Below are 16,439 nucleotides of genomic sequence, written 5' to 3'. Positions count from 1 at the left end.
GGCCGCCAACCCAGATCCTAATGCAGCCAATGATCCTTCTGCGGCCTCCGACGCCATGCCGCTGGGCGACCTGCCTGGTTGGAGGCAGGTCTTTACAGAAGACTTCACGCATGGAGATGTCCCCATTGGCGGCTTCCCTGGCCCCGCCTACGAGGCGCGATGGAGTGAAAACTACGTTGATGGTACGCCGGACACAGCTGGTAAAAAATACCCCACCAAGGACCAAGCACGGTCCGGATACTATCCGTCAAAGGTTTTGAGTGTTCATGACGGTCTCCTCGACTTTTATCTGCACTCGGAAAACGGCAAATCCATGGGAGCGGCGCCCTCTCCCAGATTCTCCGGGGCTAGTGAGCGGCCCTACAACAGCCTGGTCTACGGGCGCTATTCTGTACGCTTCAAGGCCGATCCCTTAGCCGGCTACAAAGTGGCCTGGCTGCTTTGGCCCGACAGCAAGCAATGGCCGCAGGACGGGGAGATCGATTTTCCAGAGGGGGACCTCTCGACGGTGATGTATGCTGCCGTGCACGGTATCGGCCCAAAGGGACACCAGCAAGAGGTTTTTCGCCCCAAAACTCCCTATACCGACTGGCATATCGCCACCACCGAGTGGAAGCCCGGGGGCATCGAGTTCTTCCTCGACGGCGTTTCCCTTGGGGTTGCTTCCAAATTCGTACCGGACAAGCCTATGCACTATATCCTCCAGACCGAGTCTTGCCTGCCGGACTGTCCGCTGCCTGAAACAGCGGGCCATGTCTACCTTGATTGGATAGCCATTTGGGAAATGGCGTAATCCGAAAGGCACGGAAGGCCTCTCCGTCAGCGAAGGGAACATGCTCATAGCGGCCGACGACGGGGGCCCGGCTGTGTCCCGCTAGTCACTTTGTTGCACCGGCTGGCGGCGTCCCTGACGCGTGGTCCGGCCGGTGCTTCGCCGCGGCTTTCCCAGCGTCTGCTTAGCCTGCACCCAGCGCAGTTATGGAAACGTTATATATGCTTGCTTAGTGGTTTTTACGTCAAGCAGCGGACCTGTCCAAGCCCTCCAACGCCCGGAAGCACCCCCGCCCGGGCTCCTTTCCGGGCGGAAGCACGCCTTGGATGGGCTCCGGACCATCGCCGTGGCGTTCGTTTTCCTCTTTCACGCCGCCACCGGCCTGGTGCCCGGCGGATCCATTGGGGTGGACGTCTTCTTCACCCTCAGCGGCTTTGTGATCACCCTTCTGATCATGAAGGAATACCTGGCCACCGGCGGGTTGCGGCTGGGGATCTTCTACGCCAAGCGGCTCGCCCGGCTGTGGCCCGCACTGCTGGCCCTGTGCGGGGTCATTGTTGCTGTGGGGGTCCTGTTTCCGGGCTCCAAGTGGGCGGGCCAGGAAGGCTTCGTCCTGCCGGCGGCCGGCTACGTGATGAACCTGGCGCATTTCGGCCTGTTCGGTAACTCCATTACCGGCGAAACGCTCGGCCCCACCTGGACGCTCGCCGTCGAGGAGCAGTTCTACCTGGTGTGGCCGCTTCTCCTCCTGGTCCTGCTCCGGTTCTGGACGGTCCGTACCGTCGCCTGGATCACGGCTGGCCTTGCTGCTGTGTTCCTGCTGGAGCGGTTCATTTTGGTGGGGGCCGGGGCGCCATTGAACCGGCTCTACAACGGGCCGGACACCAGGGCCGATGAACTGCTGATCGGCTGCACCCTGGCGCTCGTGTTGACAGTTGTCCGCCCCGGCTCCCGGTTCCACACCTCTCTCCTCGCTGCAGCCCGGTGGGCGGGCCCGCCGGCGGCCCTGGTCCTGCTGGCTGCGGTGTTCCTGCTGCAGGAGCCCGGCACCCCTGGCCCCTGGTTCAGTGCCTTCTGGACACTCGGACCTACCGTGCTGGCCCTGCTGGCGGCCCTGGCCATCGGATGGCTGGTCCTTTCCCCGGCCGGGTTCACCGCACGGATCCTGAGCCACCCGTGGCTCGCGGGCCCGGGCCGCGACCTGTCCTACGCCCTGTACCTCTGGCACCTGCCCGTCTACCTGCTGCTGATGCCGCTCGTTCCGTCACTGTGGCTCCGCGTACCGCTGGCGGCGGCCCTCACCACCGTGCTTGCGTATGCGTCCTTCCGCCTGGTGGAGACGCCTGTCCGCCACTGGGCCAATCAAAGGCTGGAGCCCGCCGTCGTCCGTTCCGGGGCTGAACCAGCCCCGGAACAGGAGCGGGAACGGCAGCAGGAACCTGTGCCCGCGGCCCGGGCTGCGTAACTGAACCAGTCCGGTTAGCAGAAACCCTTTACTACTTCGTCCGAGGTCACTAAAGTCTTTTCTTGTCATAGTCCGGATGGGCGCCGGGGGGCGTCTGGAGAGGGGGAATGCATCAAGGCCGATCTAAACCTGAAGACACATGACCATTACGTTGAAGGCCCCTCCCAGGAGGGGCCTTCTCCTTGTCCGCTTGCCGCTGCCATCCTTGACCAGACGGGTCCTAGGCGGCCACCTCTGAAGCTTCAGGACACTCCAGGCAACGGACGTCCGCAATGAGGGAACCGGCGTCGTCCTTACGGAAATGCGTGACGTGTTTGGTGCTCCTGCCGCACGAGGTGCACAACGACTGGTGCTGTTTTGTCCACATGGATGAATAATACGGGTGGCGCGCCGGAAAGGAAGACGGCAAGGGCGAATATGCGGAACCCCGCAGTTTCCGCACACTTCATCGGCAAGCAGACCTGCCCCCGCTAGGCTCGAACACACCGCCTTGGACAAAGGGGAACGTGGATGGCATCGACGGGTCCGTCATTCATTCGTGCCGTGACTGCCGCGGTTGCAGTGCTCGCAGCCCTGGTGCTGGGTGGCTGCAACTCCCAGGACGACCGATCCGTGCGCTTCACCGCCGCCGGCGATATGGGGCTCGGCAGGGGAGCCCAATCTGTGCTGGACCTGGTGGCCCAGCTGAACCCGGACTTTAACATCGCTCTCGGTGACCTTTCCTACAAGGCGGGAGCGGAGGAGGAGTTCTGCTCGATGGTCACGGACAAGCTCGGAACGGACTTTCCCTACGAACTGATATCCGGCAACCACGAGAGCGACGGCGGAGATGGGGACATCAGGAATTTTGTGCACTGCCTCCCCAACAAGCTGCCCGGCCAGCAGGGCGAATATGGCAAGCAGTGGTATGTGGATGTCCCCCAGGAGAAGCCACTGGTGCGCGTCATCCTTCTGTCGCCCGGCATCGAATTTCCCGAGGGAGTCCTCGATTATTCGCAGGACAGTGAACGCTGGCGGTGGACCGAGTCCGCCATCGATGGTGCCCGCGACAGCGACATCCCCTGGACCGTGGTGGCCATGCACACGCCATGCTTCAGCCTGGGGCGTTACGGCTGCGTGGCTGGCCAGTCATTCACCAACCAGTTGCTGGACAAGAAAGTGGACCTGGTCCTGAGCGGCCATGAACACGTGTATCAGCGCACCCACCAGCTGGCCCTGGGCGAGGAATGCCCCAGCATGTTCGCGGACGAATATTCCGAAGCGTGCGTGGCGGACAGGGACAACTCCATGAAGAAGGGGCAGGGCACCGTTTTCGCCACCGCCGGTACGGGCGGCGTGGGACTCACCAGGATCAAACCCGACGACCCCGAAACGCCCTACTTTGCGAGTTCATTGGGAAAGAACGGGAACAACGAACGGGGCACCCTGGAGGTCACCGTCACCGGCACGCGCATGGACGTGAGGTTCGTTCCGACTACCGGCCCCTTCAATGACTCGTTCAGCATCGAAAAATAGGTGGTTAGTGCGACTCGCGGCCGGGACGCAGCCGGGCCTCGGCCGCGAGCGGCCGGCTGGCTCCTCGAGCCGGGGCGGGGCGGGGCTCAGGGCTCGAAGCGCGTGCTCGGTGAGCCGTGTGGCAGGTTCTTCAGGAACCCCTCGGCCACCTCGCGGACCTGCTTGTGCCGGTGGCTCGACGCACCTGCCAGTATCCCGAAGGCATCCGCGTACGAACAGCGGTTGCGGCCCATGATGACACCGCACGCCACGTCGATGGATGTCCTGCTTTCCAGCAGCGCCTTCAGGTTGTCCCCCGCGGAGCGGACGCTGCGGATTTCAAGGGCCAGTTTCAGGCTCTGCGAGGCAACCCGGGCGAACCACGTGGCGTAGCTGACCGCATCGGAATCGAACCGGACGTCCGGCGGTGCAAAGAATGCCAGGGCTGCGGTGGTGCCCGGGTCCAGCCGGAGCGGCACGGCAAGGACCTCGCCGTACCCGGCGTCGAGGCAGCGGCGGCCATAGGCCTCCGAGCTCACCCCCGCCTCCGACGTCGATGCCCCGGCGCCCACCACAATGGGACTGCCCGCAGCCACCGCCTGTACCAGCGGGCCGCCGTCGAGCTCCTGTTCCAAATAGCCCAGGCCCGCGGCCCTGCCATTGTTCGCTGCACGGACGGGAGCACGCTGGGCCGGGGTCAGGACGGCGGCACAGTCGATCTGCACCCTCATAAGGTCGGTGAGCGCCGCCGCAGCTGCTTCAGTGAGACGCCGCAGCGAGCCGGCGTCCGTGTCAGTGTCCGTGCTGAGATCCAACAGGAACCCGGGCGGCTCAAACCGCCGCTCGTCCGGGAGATCCGCCATGGCCTGCCTTTCGCCGTCGGCTTTCAGCACGGTTCTGTAGGTGGCCTGCACATGCACTGTCATTCTCGTTCCCCCTTAGAACGGCGCCCGCGAAGCGGTGTGGCGCTTCCCCTTGAACTTAACGGTGCGGCCACTTTGGGGCACGAGTAGCGTGTACTCGAATTTTTTGCGGGCGGGGAACGGGGTACCTGATTCGGGATGCAGAGGCTGGAGGCGGAGAGCCTTATCCTGGCGTTGAGTTCCCTAGGCGTGGTGGTGCCCGCCGACGGAATCTACGCTGGCTTCCAGCCACTCCAGGAACGTTTGGCGTCCGACGGCGGCACCCGCCCTCGGGATCAGCCAACCCTTACGCATCGCTTTGCCCATGGGGCCTGGGACGTGCAGCGGGACGACCCGCTTTTTCTGCCTGGTTCTGGAGAGGTACGCCTCGACCAGGCTTTTTAGTTGTTCAGTTCGTGGCCCGCCAAGGTCCGGGACGCGTCCCTTCGGCCCGGCCTCGGCCGCGTCCACCAAGGCCAAGGCCACCTCCTTCGCCGCCACCGGTTGGGTGAACATCCTGGGCACGAACACCAGTGGCCCTGCAGAGGAAACCTTGATGGTCATGGGCACGAACTCGTGGAACTGGGTGGACCGCAGGAGGGTCCATGGGATGCCGCCATGCTTGACTTCGTCCTCCTGCACCAGTTTTCCGGCGTACAGTCCTGAGTTGGCTTTGTCGATGCCTACGATCGACAGCGCGACGTGGTGCTTCACGCCTGCCTTCTTCTCCGCGGCCAGCAGGTTCTGTGTGGCGTTGGTGAAAAAGTCCACCGCCTTCTTGGTGGAGACGGTCTGGATGCCGGACACGTCGATGACGGCGTCTGCGCCCTCGAGCGCCTGGTACAGGCCGCGCCCGCTCACCAGGTCCACACCTTCCGTCCGGCTGAGGATGACCACGTCATGTCCGCGCTCGCTGGCGACGGCCACAACGTGGCGGCCCACAGTCCCGGTTCCCCCTGCAACGGCAATCCTCATGGAGGAAATCTTAAGCCGGTTGGAGTCAGGCGGATGAAGATTTGTGCGTTATTGACCGAACCTTGATCGCAGCGCTAGGACGCCCGGCGGGCCGCCAAGGCAGATTTGAAGGCGGCTGCCGAGGCGTCGCTGCTGTTGATGCGCCAGTCGGCTTCCTTTTGCATATGGAACCAGACGAACCCCGTCACATCCGGCTGGGCTGCCAGGTAGGACACCAGGTCCGTGTTCCACCCGGCTTTCGAGCCGCCTGCCTCGCTCGAGGACGTCTCGGCGATAAGAATCGGCAAGCCCGGTGCGAGTGAGCGCAGTTCGGCAATACCGGGAGCGAAGAGGTCCTGCGGTGAGATCCAACTGCTCCATGTGGCCGACGTTCCCCAGTTGTACCCGTCCAGGGCCACCACGTCCACGTAGTCAGCGCCGGGGAACAAACCGGCCAGGGCGGTGGAACCCGAATAGGGGACGTTGGGGCTCCACACCCAGGAGACATTGGTTGCGCCGTTGGCGGCCACAACGTCATGCACGTGGCGCCACGCCTGAACGTAGTCCCCGGCTCCGTTGCCGTTGACGCCTTCAGCCCAGGGATACCAGTTGCCGTTCATCTCGTGGGCGAACCGCAGCTGCACCGGGTAACCCCATGCAGCCAGGGCTTGTCCCCATTGGCTGATCCTGGCATCGAAGTCGCCGGCCGTGATCCTGTCGAGGGAGTAGGCCGCCTGGTCCACTCCGCCTCCCCAGGCCCAGGGTTCCCAGGTCACCAGGGGAACGGCGCCGCGGGCGCGTGCAGCATCCAATTCGCTGATAGGCGGTGCCTGGAGGAAGTCCTTGTAGAAGAGAATGCTGGACGGGCTTTCTCCTGCCAATTGGGACACTTCATCCAGCTCAGCGCCGGCCAAGGGACCGTTGGCCGTGGCCACCCCAAAACCCAGGCGGGCCGTGCTGACCGGCGGGAGGGTCTGCTCCGGCACAGTCACGGTGAACACAGCGGACGCCTGTACGGAAGAGGTCTTGGCCGTGATTGTCAGTTTTCCCGTTGCGGTCGCCGGAATGGTGATCGCCGTGCTAAAGGCCCCGGTGGATGCCGTCCGGAATGGAAATGTCGCCGAGCCTGCAATGACCGTCCCGGACGTGGAGACCTTGAAACCCGTCCCGCTGACCGTTACCGCAGATCCCGCTGGTCCGGTTGCTGGGCTCAGCGTGATTTGCGCCGCCGCTGCCGGTGCCGCCTGTACGGGTTGTACCCCTGCCAGCGTCAGGCCGGCACTGGCGGCAAGGGCAGCAGTAAGAACTTTCACAAACTTGAACACAGCGATTGGTCCCCGCAGTCGTGGTGGCTGCCGGTCCGGCAGCGGTCAGGTGAGTGCCAGCCGGCACTTCCCTGATCCTAGAATCTTGCTGACCCGAATGCCTCAAGGTTCGCTCAAGTTTCTTGCTGTGTTGTGATGCGGGACTTCCACTGGCTTTCCCCACGCCGGCCAGACCAAGGCTAAAGCTGCCTCTGCAGGAAATACTTGGTCTGCTGTGCGCAGCGCTTGATCTGGATCAGGTGGCCGGTTGCCAGCCGGGGCAGGACCACGGCAGGGTCGCGCCCGCAGGATTCGCCCCTGAGCAGCTGCTCCAGATCCAGGGCCAGCCCTGCCAGCCGTTCGGCCCCCACCATCTGGCTCGAGGTTCTGAGGCTCAGCACGGCCTTCATGGCGCCCACGTTGTCGCCCGTGGTCAGCGCGAGCCGCAGCGCCTCGATCCTGGCCGGCAGCTGAGCGACGAAGTCCTGGATGAACACTTTCCAGATGCCTTCGTCGTCGTCCAGTTCCTCACGCAGCATTTCCAGGACGGAGCCGTCCAGCAGCGGTGGGGTGTCGTCGTCGAACTCTGGGGTGCGCATTGCTGGCCTTCCATCGGAAGGGCGCAGAGCTTCATGTCGTGAAATATATGGAAGGTGCGCCGCCCAGCGGAGCATCGTCTCAGCCAGCCAGTGCGAAGAGCTGGAGGGGAGCTTCATCATTGGTGGCACGGCTCGATTCCCACAACCTGCTCCCGTCACCAGCGGGTGTCTTCGCCGACACCTCATGTGCAGATTACGGGGCATGGGAGAAGGAGTACCGAGTAACGGGTACTCGATTTTCCAGGGGTGCATTACTGCGGGTATAGGTCCAGGGCTTACTTGGAGGAAGGAGCAATGCCCCGCCCAGGGTACCGGGCACACAAGCCAGGAATTTTTCGCAGGAGTCCGCGATCGCCGTCGGACGCCTTTGCTCCGGATGATGCGCGCATGGGGAGCCGCTGACGCAGCTGCAAGGACCCCAATGTGAAGGATCCGCCTGGCGGTGCCGGCTTCTCGACACCGCCAGGCGCTAAGACCTTCGGTTGTTCCCGAATTAAGGCCCTGACGCCACCGGGCCCAGATCCCGGTTTGCTGGTGCCTCGCGCTTCAAGCCTTACACGGAATACTCTGCATGGCCTTACTCAAGGACCGGCGCGGAAAGGGTCAAGTCTTGCTCAAGAACAGCTCAAGTCCTGGACCTGCCCCTAGGCGGAAACCAGGGGGCGGGCCTCTGCATCCGCGTTCGGCAGCGTAACCCTGACCGTGGTTCCTTCTCCGGGGGTGCTGTTGAGGGTGATGCTTCCCCGGTGGTTTTCGATGATGGAGCGGGTGATAGCCAGCCCCAGGCCGGCGCCGGGAATAGCGGAGGAGTGGGCTTTGGCGGTACGGAAGAACCGGGTAAAAGCGTGGGCCAGTTCTTCCTCCGTCATCCCCATCCCGGTATCCACCACCTCGCAGCAAAGATTTTTTCCGTCGGTGCTGACGCGGACGGTGACAGTGCCGCCGGCGGGGGTGTATTTGATGGCGTTCGAAACCAGGTTGTCGATGGCCTGGCCCATCCGGTCGGGGTCGAACCGTCCCGTGGCTGGACCGCCTCTCTCCAGCTGCAGCGTGATGCCGCCGGCTTTGGCCCGGGGCTGGGCAGCTTCAACACTCCGGGCGGCAACTTCGGCCAGGTCGGCCGGGCGGGGCGTGACCGTCACCGTGCCGGAGGCGGTGGTGAGCAGGTCGCCCACCAGGGTCAGCAGGCGTTCGGCGTTTCGTTTCGCCACACTCACGGAGTGTTCCAGTGTCGGATCCAGGCCCTCTTCGTCCAGGGCGAGGGCCAGGTAACCCAGGATCGATGTCAGCGGTGTCCTGAGTTCATGGGAGACACTTGCCACGAACTGGTCCTTGGCAGAGAGAGCCTCAACAAGTGCCGTGACGTCGGTCAAAGCCAGGACGGCGCCGGCACGCCGGCCGTCCGGATTCCTGATCAGCCGGCAGGTGGCCGAGTACGCACGCTGCGCGGGTCCACTGCCGACCCACACGAGATCATCGGTAAAGGGCTCCCCTCGGGCGGCGCGGTTGCGTGGATGCCGCTCGGGGGGAAGGGGTTGTTTCCTGTCCATGCCATACACGGGAAGTCCAGCGCCGCTACCTGCCGGAAGCTCCGCCTGGATCACTCCGGCAGGGTCACTGCCCTGGTGTTGGTTCGTGAGGACGGTGCGGCCCTTGTCGTCGAGGGCACAGACAATGACGCTGACGGTGTCCATCACGGTGCCCAGCAACTGCTCGCGGTCCTCACTGGCGGCCAGCAGCCGGCGGACCTCTGTTTCCTGTTTTTCCAGCCGGAGCCGCTGCTGGCGGAGGGCTTTGGCCACTCCATAGGTGGTCAGTGCCATCGCGGTCAGGATGACCGCCAGGAGCACGATGCGGATAAAGGAGGCGCTGGTGTAGCCCGTGCCGAGGATGGCCGGCGGCAGGGCGACGCTGAGGAGGGCTGCCAGGGCAGCGATTACCACCCCGCTGCGTTCGGGACCGTAGGACAGCCAGACGACAGGAAAAACCAGCAGGAAGCTGAGCGCCGACAGGTATTGGTCCCCGGCTTCCCGGGACAGGCCAATGGCGAGGCAGTCGAGAACCGGGATGATGAGGGTTGCCCGTTCCGGAAGCCGTTCCCACGGCACCAGGACACAGGCCACAAGCAGGGCCAGATGGCCGAGGAGGGTAAAAGGGAAAGGACCGGACCACTGGAACGCCGGATGCAGGAGTGCGGCCAAAACCACTACCAGCAGCATGGTGATGGACAGCGGAAGCTGAAACATCACGGTCCGGCCCCTGGGCCCTAACGTACGGAAATAGCGCGCGATCCACTCAAAAAACATTGTTTCCCCCAGCCCTGCCCCAACAGGTCAGTATCCCCGAAGCCTACTGCGTGCCCGCCACCCAGAGAAAGAATCCAGACGTCACTCGCCCCGCGCTTCCGTCATACAGGGAATGAGAAGGGGCTGCCGTGACAGGGGTGCGGGTCTTCAGTCAATGACCGACGATATTGATGGGCCGGCGGGCTGGGGACGGGCGCGCTTTACTCGCCCGGATGGTAAGGCTACTGTCAATCATCAAGATGACCTTACGGCTGACCTGCGTAAACGCTACTTCAGCCCGTCATCCGCAGGCAGGAAAACGGACAAGGATGTCCCCGGCGGAAGGGAGACGGCCATGGTGGACCGGATTGCTGACATATGGGGGACCCGAACGCCATTCGCCCAGGCGGAGCAGTGGCCAGTCAGGGTAGACCAGGTTCTCGCGAAGGGGCTCAGCGAGCAGGACGTGGACCGGTGGGTCCAGTCTGCGTGCGTGCTGTGCAGCAACGGCTGCGGCATCGACATCGCGGTCAAGGACGGCACCATGGTGGGCGTCCGGGGCAGGGCGTTGGACATCGTCAACCACGGCCGGCTTGGTCCCAAGGGGCTTTTCGCCTCCTGGCAGGGGGTCAGCAACAAGGACCGGCTGACCCAGCCTCTGATCCGCGAAAACGGCGGCCTCGTGGAGACTGACTGGGACACTGCAATGGACCGGATTGTCTCGCGCAGCAAGGCGTTGCTGGAGGAGAAAGGGCCGCTGACCCACGGCTTTTACACCTCCGGCCAGCTGTTCCTCGAGGAGTACTACGCCTTGGGCATCATCGGCAAGGCAGGGCTGGGCACTCCGCACATGGACGGCAACACCCGGCTGTGCACGGCCACGGCCGCGGCGGCAATGAAGGAGTCCTTCGGCTCGGACGGCCAGCCCGGCAGCTACACCGACATCGACGAGTGCGATGCGATCTTCCTCTACGGCCACAACATGGCCGAGACGCAGACGGTGCTGTGGGCGCGGGTCCTGGACCGGATCTCCGGGCCCGACAAGCCGCTGGTGGTGTGCGTGGACCCGCGCTCCACCGAAGTGGCGCGGCACGCCGACGTCCACCTGCCCGTCCGGCCCGGCACCAACCTGGCGTTGATGCACGGCCTGGTCCGTGAAGTGATCCGCAACGGGTGGATCGATGAGGATTACATCGCCGCGCACACCCTCCGTTTTGAGGATCTGGCGGACAAAATCGAGCCGTGGACGCCGGAGGCTGTCGCCGCGGAATGCGGAGTGGATGCCTCTGCGGTGGTGGAAGCGGCCCGGATCTTCGGGACCTCCCGGCGTGTGCTCTCCACGGTGCTGCAGGGCTTTTACCAGTCGGCCCAGGCCACCGCCTCGTCCTGCCAGGTCAACAACCTCCACCTGCTGCGCGGCATGATCGGCAAGCCAGGCTGCGGAATCCTGCAGATGAACGGCCAGCCCACCGCCCAGAACACCCGAGAGGCAGGGGCCGACGGCGATCTGCCGGGCTTCCGCAACTGGGAAAACCCTGAGCACATCAGGCAGCTGGCGGAACTGTGGGACGTGGACGAGCTGGTGATCCCGCACTGGGCCCCGCCAACCCATGCAGCGCAGATCTTCCGCTACGCGGAGCAAGGGTCCATCCAGTTCCTGTGGGTCTCAGCCACCAACCCTGCCGTGTCGATGCCCCAGCTGCCGCGCATCCGCGACATCCTTGCCAAGCCGGACCTGTTCCTGGTGGCGCAGGACCTCTACATGACCGAGACAACGAAGTATGCCGACGTCGTCCTGCCGGCCGCCGCCTGGGGTGAAAAGACCGGGACGTTCACCAACGTCAACCGCACCGTCCACCTCTCCGAGCAGGCGGTGGAACCGCCCGGCCAGGCACGGAGCGACCTTGAGATCTTCCTGGACTATTCCCGGCGGATGGGCTTCCGCACCAACTCCGGCCGTCCGCTGCTGGACTGGGAGGGTCCCGAGGACGGCTTCAATGCCTGGCGTGAGTGCAGCAGGAGCCGCCTCTGCGACTACACCGGCCTGAGCTATGACCGGCTGCGGGGCGGCAGCGGCATCCCCTGGCCCGTTAACGAGGAACACCCCGACGGTACAGACCGGTTGTACGGGGACGGGGTCTTTCCCACCCACGGCGAAGACACCGAAGACTACGGCCATGACCTCGCCACCGGGGCCACCGTGGGACCGCAGGCCTTCAAGGCGATGGCGCCGAACGGACGCGCGATCTTCAAAACGGCCGAGTACCAGGGGGCGCACGAAACCCCCGACGGTGACTACCCCTTCCGCTACACCACGGGCCGAACTGCCTACCATTTCCACACCCGGACCAAGACAGGCCGCTCGCCCCAACTGCGTGATGCCGCCCCGGCCATGTGGGTGGAAATGGCCGAAAGCGACGCCGATGCGCTGGGACTGCGGGAGGGCGACGAGGTCCGGGTCGAATCCCGCCGGGGGCACCTCTTCGCCCCGCTGCGGATTGCGGACGTCCGCATGGGTACCGTCTTCGCCCCTTTCCACTACGGGTACTGGGATGCCGCGGACCCGGAGGGAGCCGATCCAGCTCAACGCCCCCGCGCGGCCAACGAGCTGACCTTGACCGAGTGGGACCCAGTGTCCAAGCAGCCGGTGTACAAGACTGCAGCAGTTCGGGTCACCAAGGTGGCCGACGGCACGGGTCCGGCGCCTGCCCCCACCACTACCGCCTCCCGGCCTGCCCGGACCGGCCGCGTCCCGGCCACTGTGGGCGGAGCTGCAGGCGAGGTCAGCGAGACAATAGCGCCGGCCGAACCGCCGGTTGCGGCAGCACAGGAGGAGAGGTCATGAAACTTCCCATCTACCTGGGCCTGCTCCACCGGTCCGAACGCACCCTCGCGGAGTCCTTCCGGCAGGTGGCCGAGGGGCACGGCGATGAGCCGGACGTGTACTTCCTCTGCCGCTCGCTGGCGGACCAGTGCGAGAAGCATGAGCAAGCACTGCTGCCCATCGCTGGACGGTACGGGGAGGTAGACAAGGACGACGAGCCGGAACGGCTGCATGCCGAAGGGCTCTCCACCACCCGCTCGGGACCTGTGGGATTGCTGCGGGACCTGCAGGATCTCTACGTGCTCGGATCCCTTGTGGACATCACGTGGACGGCCGTCAAGCAGGCAGCCCAGGGACTACGTGACGCGGAGCTCCTCGACGTGGTCACCCGCTGTGAGGGCGAGACAAAAACCCAGCTTCAGTGGTTGTCCACGCGCATGAAACAAGCCGCGCCCCAAGCCCTGATCGTCGCCGAGTGATGGAGGAGAGGAATGCCAAGTAGAACCTCAACCAGGCCCGGCACCTGGGGTGCAGCGGCGGCAGGCATCGCCGCCTTACTGGCAGTATCCGGATGCGCTCCTGACGCGACTGCCGCCGCGGATGCTGCGCAGGAATTCCATCAGGCCCTGAGTTCATCGGACTGGTCCTCCGCCTGCTCCATGCTGCTCTCCGATACGCGCGAGAAGACGGCCCGGGAGCAGGAGAGTACCTGCGAGGACCATCTGCGGAACTTGCGGATCCAGGACCCGGGAAAGATGACGCACACCGAAACGTACGGCCGCGGCGCCTTCGTGGAATTTGAGAACGACGCAGTATTCCTGGCTGCCGCTGAAGGCGGCTGGAAGATCACGGGGGCCGCCTGCGCACCGAACGGCGACGCGCCCTATACCTGCGAAGTGGGAGGCAAGTAGTCATGCGTTGGAGCTTTGCCCTGTACCTGATCCTGATTTTCGGGGGACTGGCCTACATGGCCGTCGTCGGACTCATCCACGGATAGGAGGAACCGGTGAAAAAAGCACTTAAGAACAACGGGCTTAGCCTCTTCTTCGGGCTGATCTTCCTCCTGGCCCTGCTGGGGCAGGGGTTGACCGGCCATGCCATGTTCAACGAAGAGCAGGTAACAGCCGGCCTGGAAGAAATCAGCCTCGCACAGTACCTCACCTCCTCAAGCTTCGCGGTGGATGTCTCGGAGAACTGGCAGTCTGAATATCTCCAGTTCCTGCTCTACATCCTTGCCACCATCTGGCTGGTCCAAAAAGGATCCCCCGAATCAAAGGAACTGGACAAAACCGGGCTCGAATCCGACGAGGATCAACTGGTGGGCGAGTACAGCAACCAGAAATCGCCGGCTTGGGCCAAAGCCACCGGCTGGCGCCGCAAGGTCTTTTCCAATTCGCTGGGGACCACCATGGGGCTGATCTTCGTGCTGTGCTGGCTGGTCCAGTCCTTTACCGGCACCAGCGCCTACAACGAAGAACAAATCAGGAACTTCCAGCAGCCCGTTACCTGGGCCGGGTACCTAGCGTCCGCAGAGTTTTGGAACCGTACCCTGCAGAACTGGCAGTCTGAATTCCTCGCGGTCGGGTCCATGGTGGTCCTGTCCATCTACCTCCGCCAGCGCGGCTCACCTGAGTCCAAGCCCGTAGGCTCAGCGCACGACGACACGGGCGAAACCGGCTAGTCGCGAGGAATGGGCCACGCGTTAAGAAAGCGTTAAGATCCCCGGAATGGGCCCGGGGAGGCGATTTGCCCGGTGCTAGGCTCCGTTAGTTATCAGCTCAGCCTCGCGCCTGGCACCGGGAAGTTGTTGCCCGTGACGGGCACCAAAGAAAGTCACGTCCCTTGACGGCTCCCGCCCGGTCCTCCCTTCCCGCCATCGTTCCCAATCCTGAACGTGAAACCGAAATCCGCAGTCCGTTGGCTAAGTGGCTGCTGGAACACAGGGTCAGCCAGCCGGTGGGGCCGGAGGCCAACGAGAACCACGGGACGCAGCAAAGCTGGTGGAAGGTTATGTGCCTCACCGGCGTGGACTACTTCTCCACCCTCTCGTATTTGCCCGGCATCGCGGCGCTCGCCGCCGGGGCCCTTTCCCCGCTGGCCACCCTCCTGATCGTGGCCCTGACGCTACTGGGGATGCTCCCGATGTACCGGCGGGTGGCCAAGGAAAGCCCGCACGGGCAGGGCTCGGTGGCGATGCTTGAACGGCTGCTGCCCTTCTGGCGGGGGAAGGTCTTCGTGCTGGTCCTGCTTGGCTTCGTGGCCACCTCCTGGATCATCACCATCACCCTCTCGGCGGCAGACGCCACCGTGCACCTGCTCGAGAACCCCTACCTGCCGCCGTTCCTGGAAGGCCAGGCGGTGCCGATCACAGTGTTCCTGCTCCTGGTGCTCGGCGCCGTGTTCCTGATGGGCTTTTCCGAAGCCGTCGCCGTTGCCATTCCCCTCGTGGCCGTGTTCCTGGTGCTGAACGCCATCATCATCGGAGCCGGAATCGCCGAAGTCCTGGCCACCCCCGGCGCGCTCGACAATTGGAGCGGTGCCCTGACCTCTTCAGGCAGCGGCCTTGGCGGCATCGTGGGCCCGGCCCTGATGGCGTTCCCACTGCTGGTCCTGGGACTTTCCGGCTTCGAGACAGGCGTCAGCATGATGCCCCTGGTGGCCGCCGCAGGTGCGACGGCTGAGGAAAAGCTGGCCAACCGGGTGCGCAACACCCGCAAGCTGCTGACGACGGCGGCGCTCATCATGAGCGTCTACCTGCTGGGCAGCAGCTTCGTCACCACCCTGCTGATACCCGCCGAGGAATTCCAGGCCGGGGGAGAGGCGAACGGCCGGGCCCTGGCGTACCTGGCCCACGAACACCTGGGCAACGGCTTCGGGTCCGTGTACGACGTCAGCAGCATCCTCATCCTGTGGTTCGCCGGCGCCTCCGCCATGGCAGGCCTCATCAACATCGTTCCCCGCTACCTGCCCTCCTACGGCATGGCACCGGAATGGTCCCGTGCCGTCCGCCCTGTCGTACTCGTCTACACTGCCATCAGCATCCTGATCACCATCGGCTTCAAGGCCGATGTCAACGCCCAGGCCGGCGCCTACGCCACCGGGATCCTGGCGATGATGGTCTCCGGCGCGATCGCCGTCACCATCTCCGCCATCCGCAGCAAACAGCGTGCGGCGTCGATCGGGTTCACGGTGCTCACACTGGTAATGCTTTACGCACTGGCTGCCAACGTCGTCGAAAAGCCGGACGGCCTGGCCATCTCCGGGTTCTTCATCCTGGGCATCGTGGCCGTCTCCCTCGTCTCCCGGATCAGCCGCACCACCGAGCTGCGCGTGGACAGGATTGAGTTCGACGCCGTTGCACGCCGCTTCATCAGCGACACCCTGGACTACGACGGCCGGATCAACCTGATCGCCAACCGGCCCCAGGCGCGGGACGCGGCCGAGTACGCGGACAAGGAAGCCGTGCAACGGGAGAACAACCCGGTCCCGGGAACGGCGGATGTGATCTTCCTGGAAATCGACGTCACGGACCCGTCAGAGTTCAGCGACACGCTGCAGGTCCGGGGCGTGGAAGTGGACGGCCACCGGGTCCTGCGCGCCCAAAGCCCCGCCGCGCCCAATGCGATCGCTGCCATCCTCCTGGCCCTGCGCGACGGCACCGGAGTTAAGCCGCACGCCTACTTCGAGTGGTCCGAAGGCAACCCGCTGGCTCACCTCATGCGCTACCTGCTCCTGGGCCGCGGCGACACCGCACCCGTGGTCCGGGAAATCATCCGCGAAAACGAACCGGACCCGGACCGGCGCCCGGGCGTCCACGTGGGATGAGCCTGCGCAGGAGCC

The 16,439-nt window shown here is 64.5% G+C and carries 13 protein-coding genes; 8 read left to right on the top strand and 5 right to left on the bottom strand.

Going from position 1 to position 16,439, the window contains the following annotated elements; translation table 11 throughout:
* The first annotated feature begins 55 nt into the window (after positions 1-55).
* The 3 genes from AC5RVY_RS02235 to AC5RVY_RS02225 all read left to right on the top strand — a co-directional run bounded on the left by AC5RVY_RS02235 (position 56) and on the right by AC5RVY_RS02225 (position 3,752).
* Positions 56-793 (top strand): glycoside hydrolase family 16 protein, encoded by a 738-nt coding sequence (locus AC5RVY_RS02235; RefSeq protein WP_493953062.1) that lies wholly within the window; start codon positions 56-58, stop codon positions 791-793.
* A 211-nt stretch (positions 794-1,004) separates the two neighbouring features.
* Entirely contained in the window at positions 1,005-2,237 is a 1,233-nt protein-coding gene (locus tag AC5RVY_RS02230) for an acyltransferase family protein (protein ID WP_493953061.1), read from the top strand.
* 510 nt (positions 2,238-2,747) lie between these two features.
* Positions 2,748-3,752 carry a metallophosphoesterase gene (locus tag AC5RVY_RS02225; RefSeq protein ID WP_493953060.1) on the top strand — a complete coding sequence of 335 codons (1,005 nt, stop codon included), beginning with the start codon at positions 2,748-2,750 and terminating at the stop codon, positions 3,750-3,752.
* A gap of 86 nt (positions 3,753-3,838) precedes the next feature.
* Here the strand turns inward: AC5RVY_RS02225 and AC5RVY_RS02220 are convergent, their stop codons facing one another.
* The 5 genes from AC5RVY_RS02220 to AC5RVY_RS02200 form a co-directional block, all read right to left on the bottom strand.
* Positions 3,839-4,657: an ANTAR domain-containing protein gene (locus AC5RVY_RS02220; RefSeq protein ID WP_493953059.1), complete on the bottom strand. Its 819-nt coding sequence runs from the start codon at positions 4,655-4,657 to the stop codon at positions 3,839-3,841.
* A 180-nt stretch (positions 4,658-4,837) separates the two neighbouring features.
* Positions 4,838-5,608 (bottom strand): SDR family oxidoreductase, encoded by a 771-nt coding sequence (locus AC5RVY_RS02215; protein WP_493953058.1) that lies wholly within the window; start codon positions 5,606-5,608, stop codon positions 4,838-4,840.
* A 74-nt stretch (positions 5,609-5,682) separates the two neighbouring features.
* Positions 5,683-6,900, bottom strand: coding sequence for a glycosyl hydrolase (locus AC5RVY_RS02210; RefSeq protein ID WP_493953057.1), 1,218 nt, complete (start codon positions 6,898-6,900; stop codon positions 5,683-5,685).
* A 191-nt stretch (positions 6,901-7,091) separates the two neighbouring features.
* Entirely contained in the window at positions 7,092-7,490 is a 399-nt protein-coding gene (locus tag AC5RVY_RS02205; RefSeq protein ID WP_493953056.1) for an Hpt domain-containing protein, read from the bottom strand.
* 644 nt (positions 7,491-8,134) lie between these two features.
* Positions 8,135-9,736 carry a sensor histidine kinase gene (locus AC5RVY_RS02200; protein WP_493953683.1) on the bottom strand — a complete coding sequence of 534 codons (1,602 nt, stop codon included), beginning with the start codon at positions 9,734-9,736 and terminating at the stop codon, positions 8,135-8,137.
* Between the two features lie 394 nt (positions 9,737-10,130).
* On the opposite strand from AC5RVY_RS02200, the gene AC5RVY_RS02195 reads away from it, so the two are divergent.
* From AC5RVY_RS02195 to AC5RVY_RS02175, 5 genes are all read left to right on the top strand, one after another.
* The gene (locus AC5RVY_RS02195) at positions 10,131-12,620 is read left to right on the top strand and encodes a molybdopterin oxidoreductase family protein (RefSeq protein ID WP_493953055.1); all 2,490 of its coding nucleotides are present in this window, start codon (positions 10,131-10,133) and stop codon (positions 12,618-12,620) included.
* Positions 12,617-13,078 (top strand): hypothetical protein, encoded by a 462-nt coding sequence (locus AC5RVY_RS02190; protein ID WP_493953054.1) that lies wholly within the window; start codon positions 12,617-12,619, stop codon positions 13,076-13,078. Before AC5RVY_RS02195 ends, AC5RVY_RS02190 begins: the two co-directional genes overlap by 4 nt.
* A 12-nt stretch (positions 13,079-13,090) precedes the next feature.
* Positions 13,091-13,510 (top strand): hypothetical protein, encoded by a 420-nt coding sequence (locus AC5RVY_RS02185; protein WP_493953053.1) that lies wholly within the window; start codon positions 13,091-13,093, stop codon positions 13,508-13,510.
* A 95-nt stretch (positions 13,511-13,605) separates the two neighbouring features.
* On the top strand, positions 13,606-14,280 hold the full coding sequence (locus tag AC5RVY_RS02180) for a DUF6766 family protein (RefSeq protein WP_493953052.1): 675 nt from the start codon (positions 13,606-13,608) through the stop codon (positions 14,278-14,280).
* A gap of 161 nt (positions 14,281-14,441) precedes the next feature.
* Entirely contained in the window at positions 14,442-16,424 is a 1,983-nt protein-coding gene (locus AC5RVY_RS02175) for an APC family permease (RefSeq protein ID WP_493953051.1), read from the top strand.
* Positions 16,425-16,439: the final 15 nt, after the last annotated feature.

The sequence above is a fragment of the Arthrobacter sp. Ha26 genome (assembly GCF_059091705.1).
Note: the sequence above shows the minus strand (reverse complement) of the source record. Positions and strands in the feature narration are given on the sequence as shown.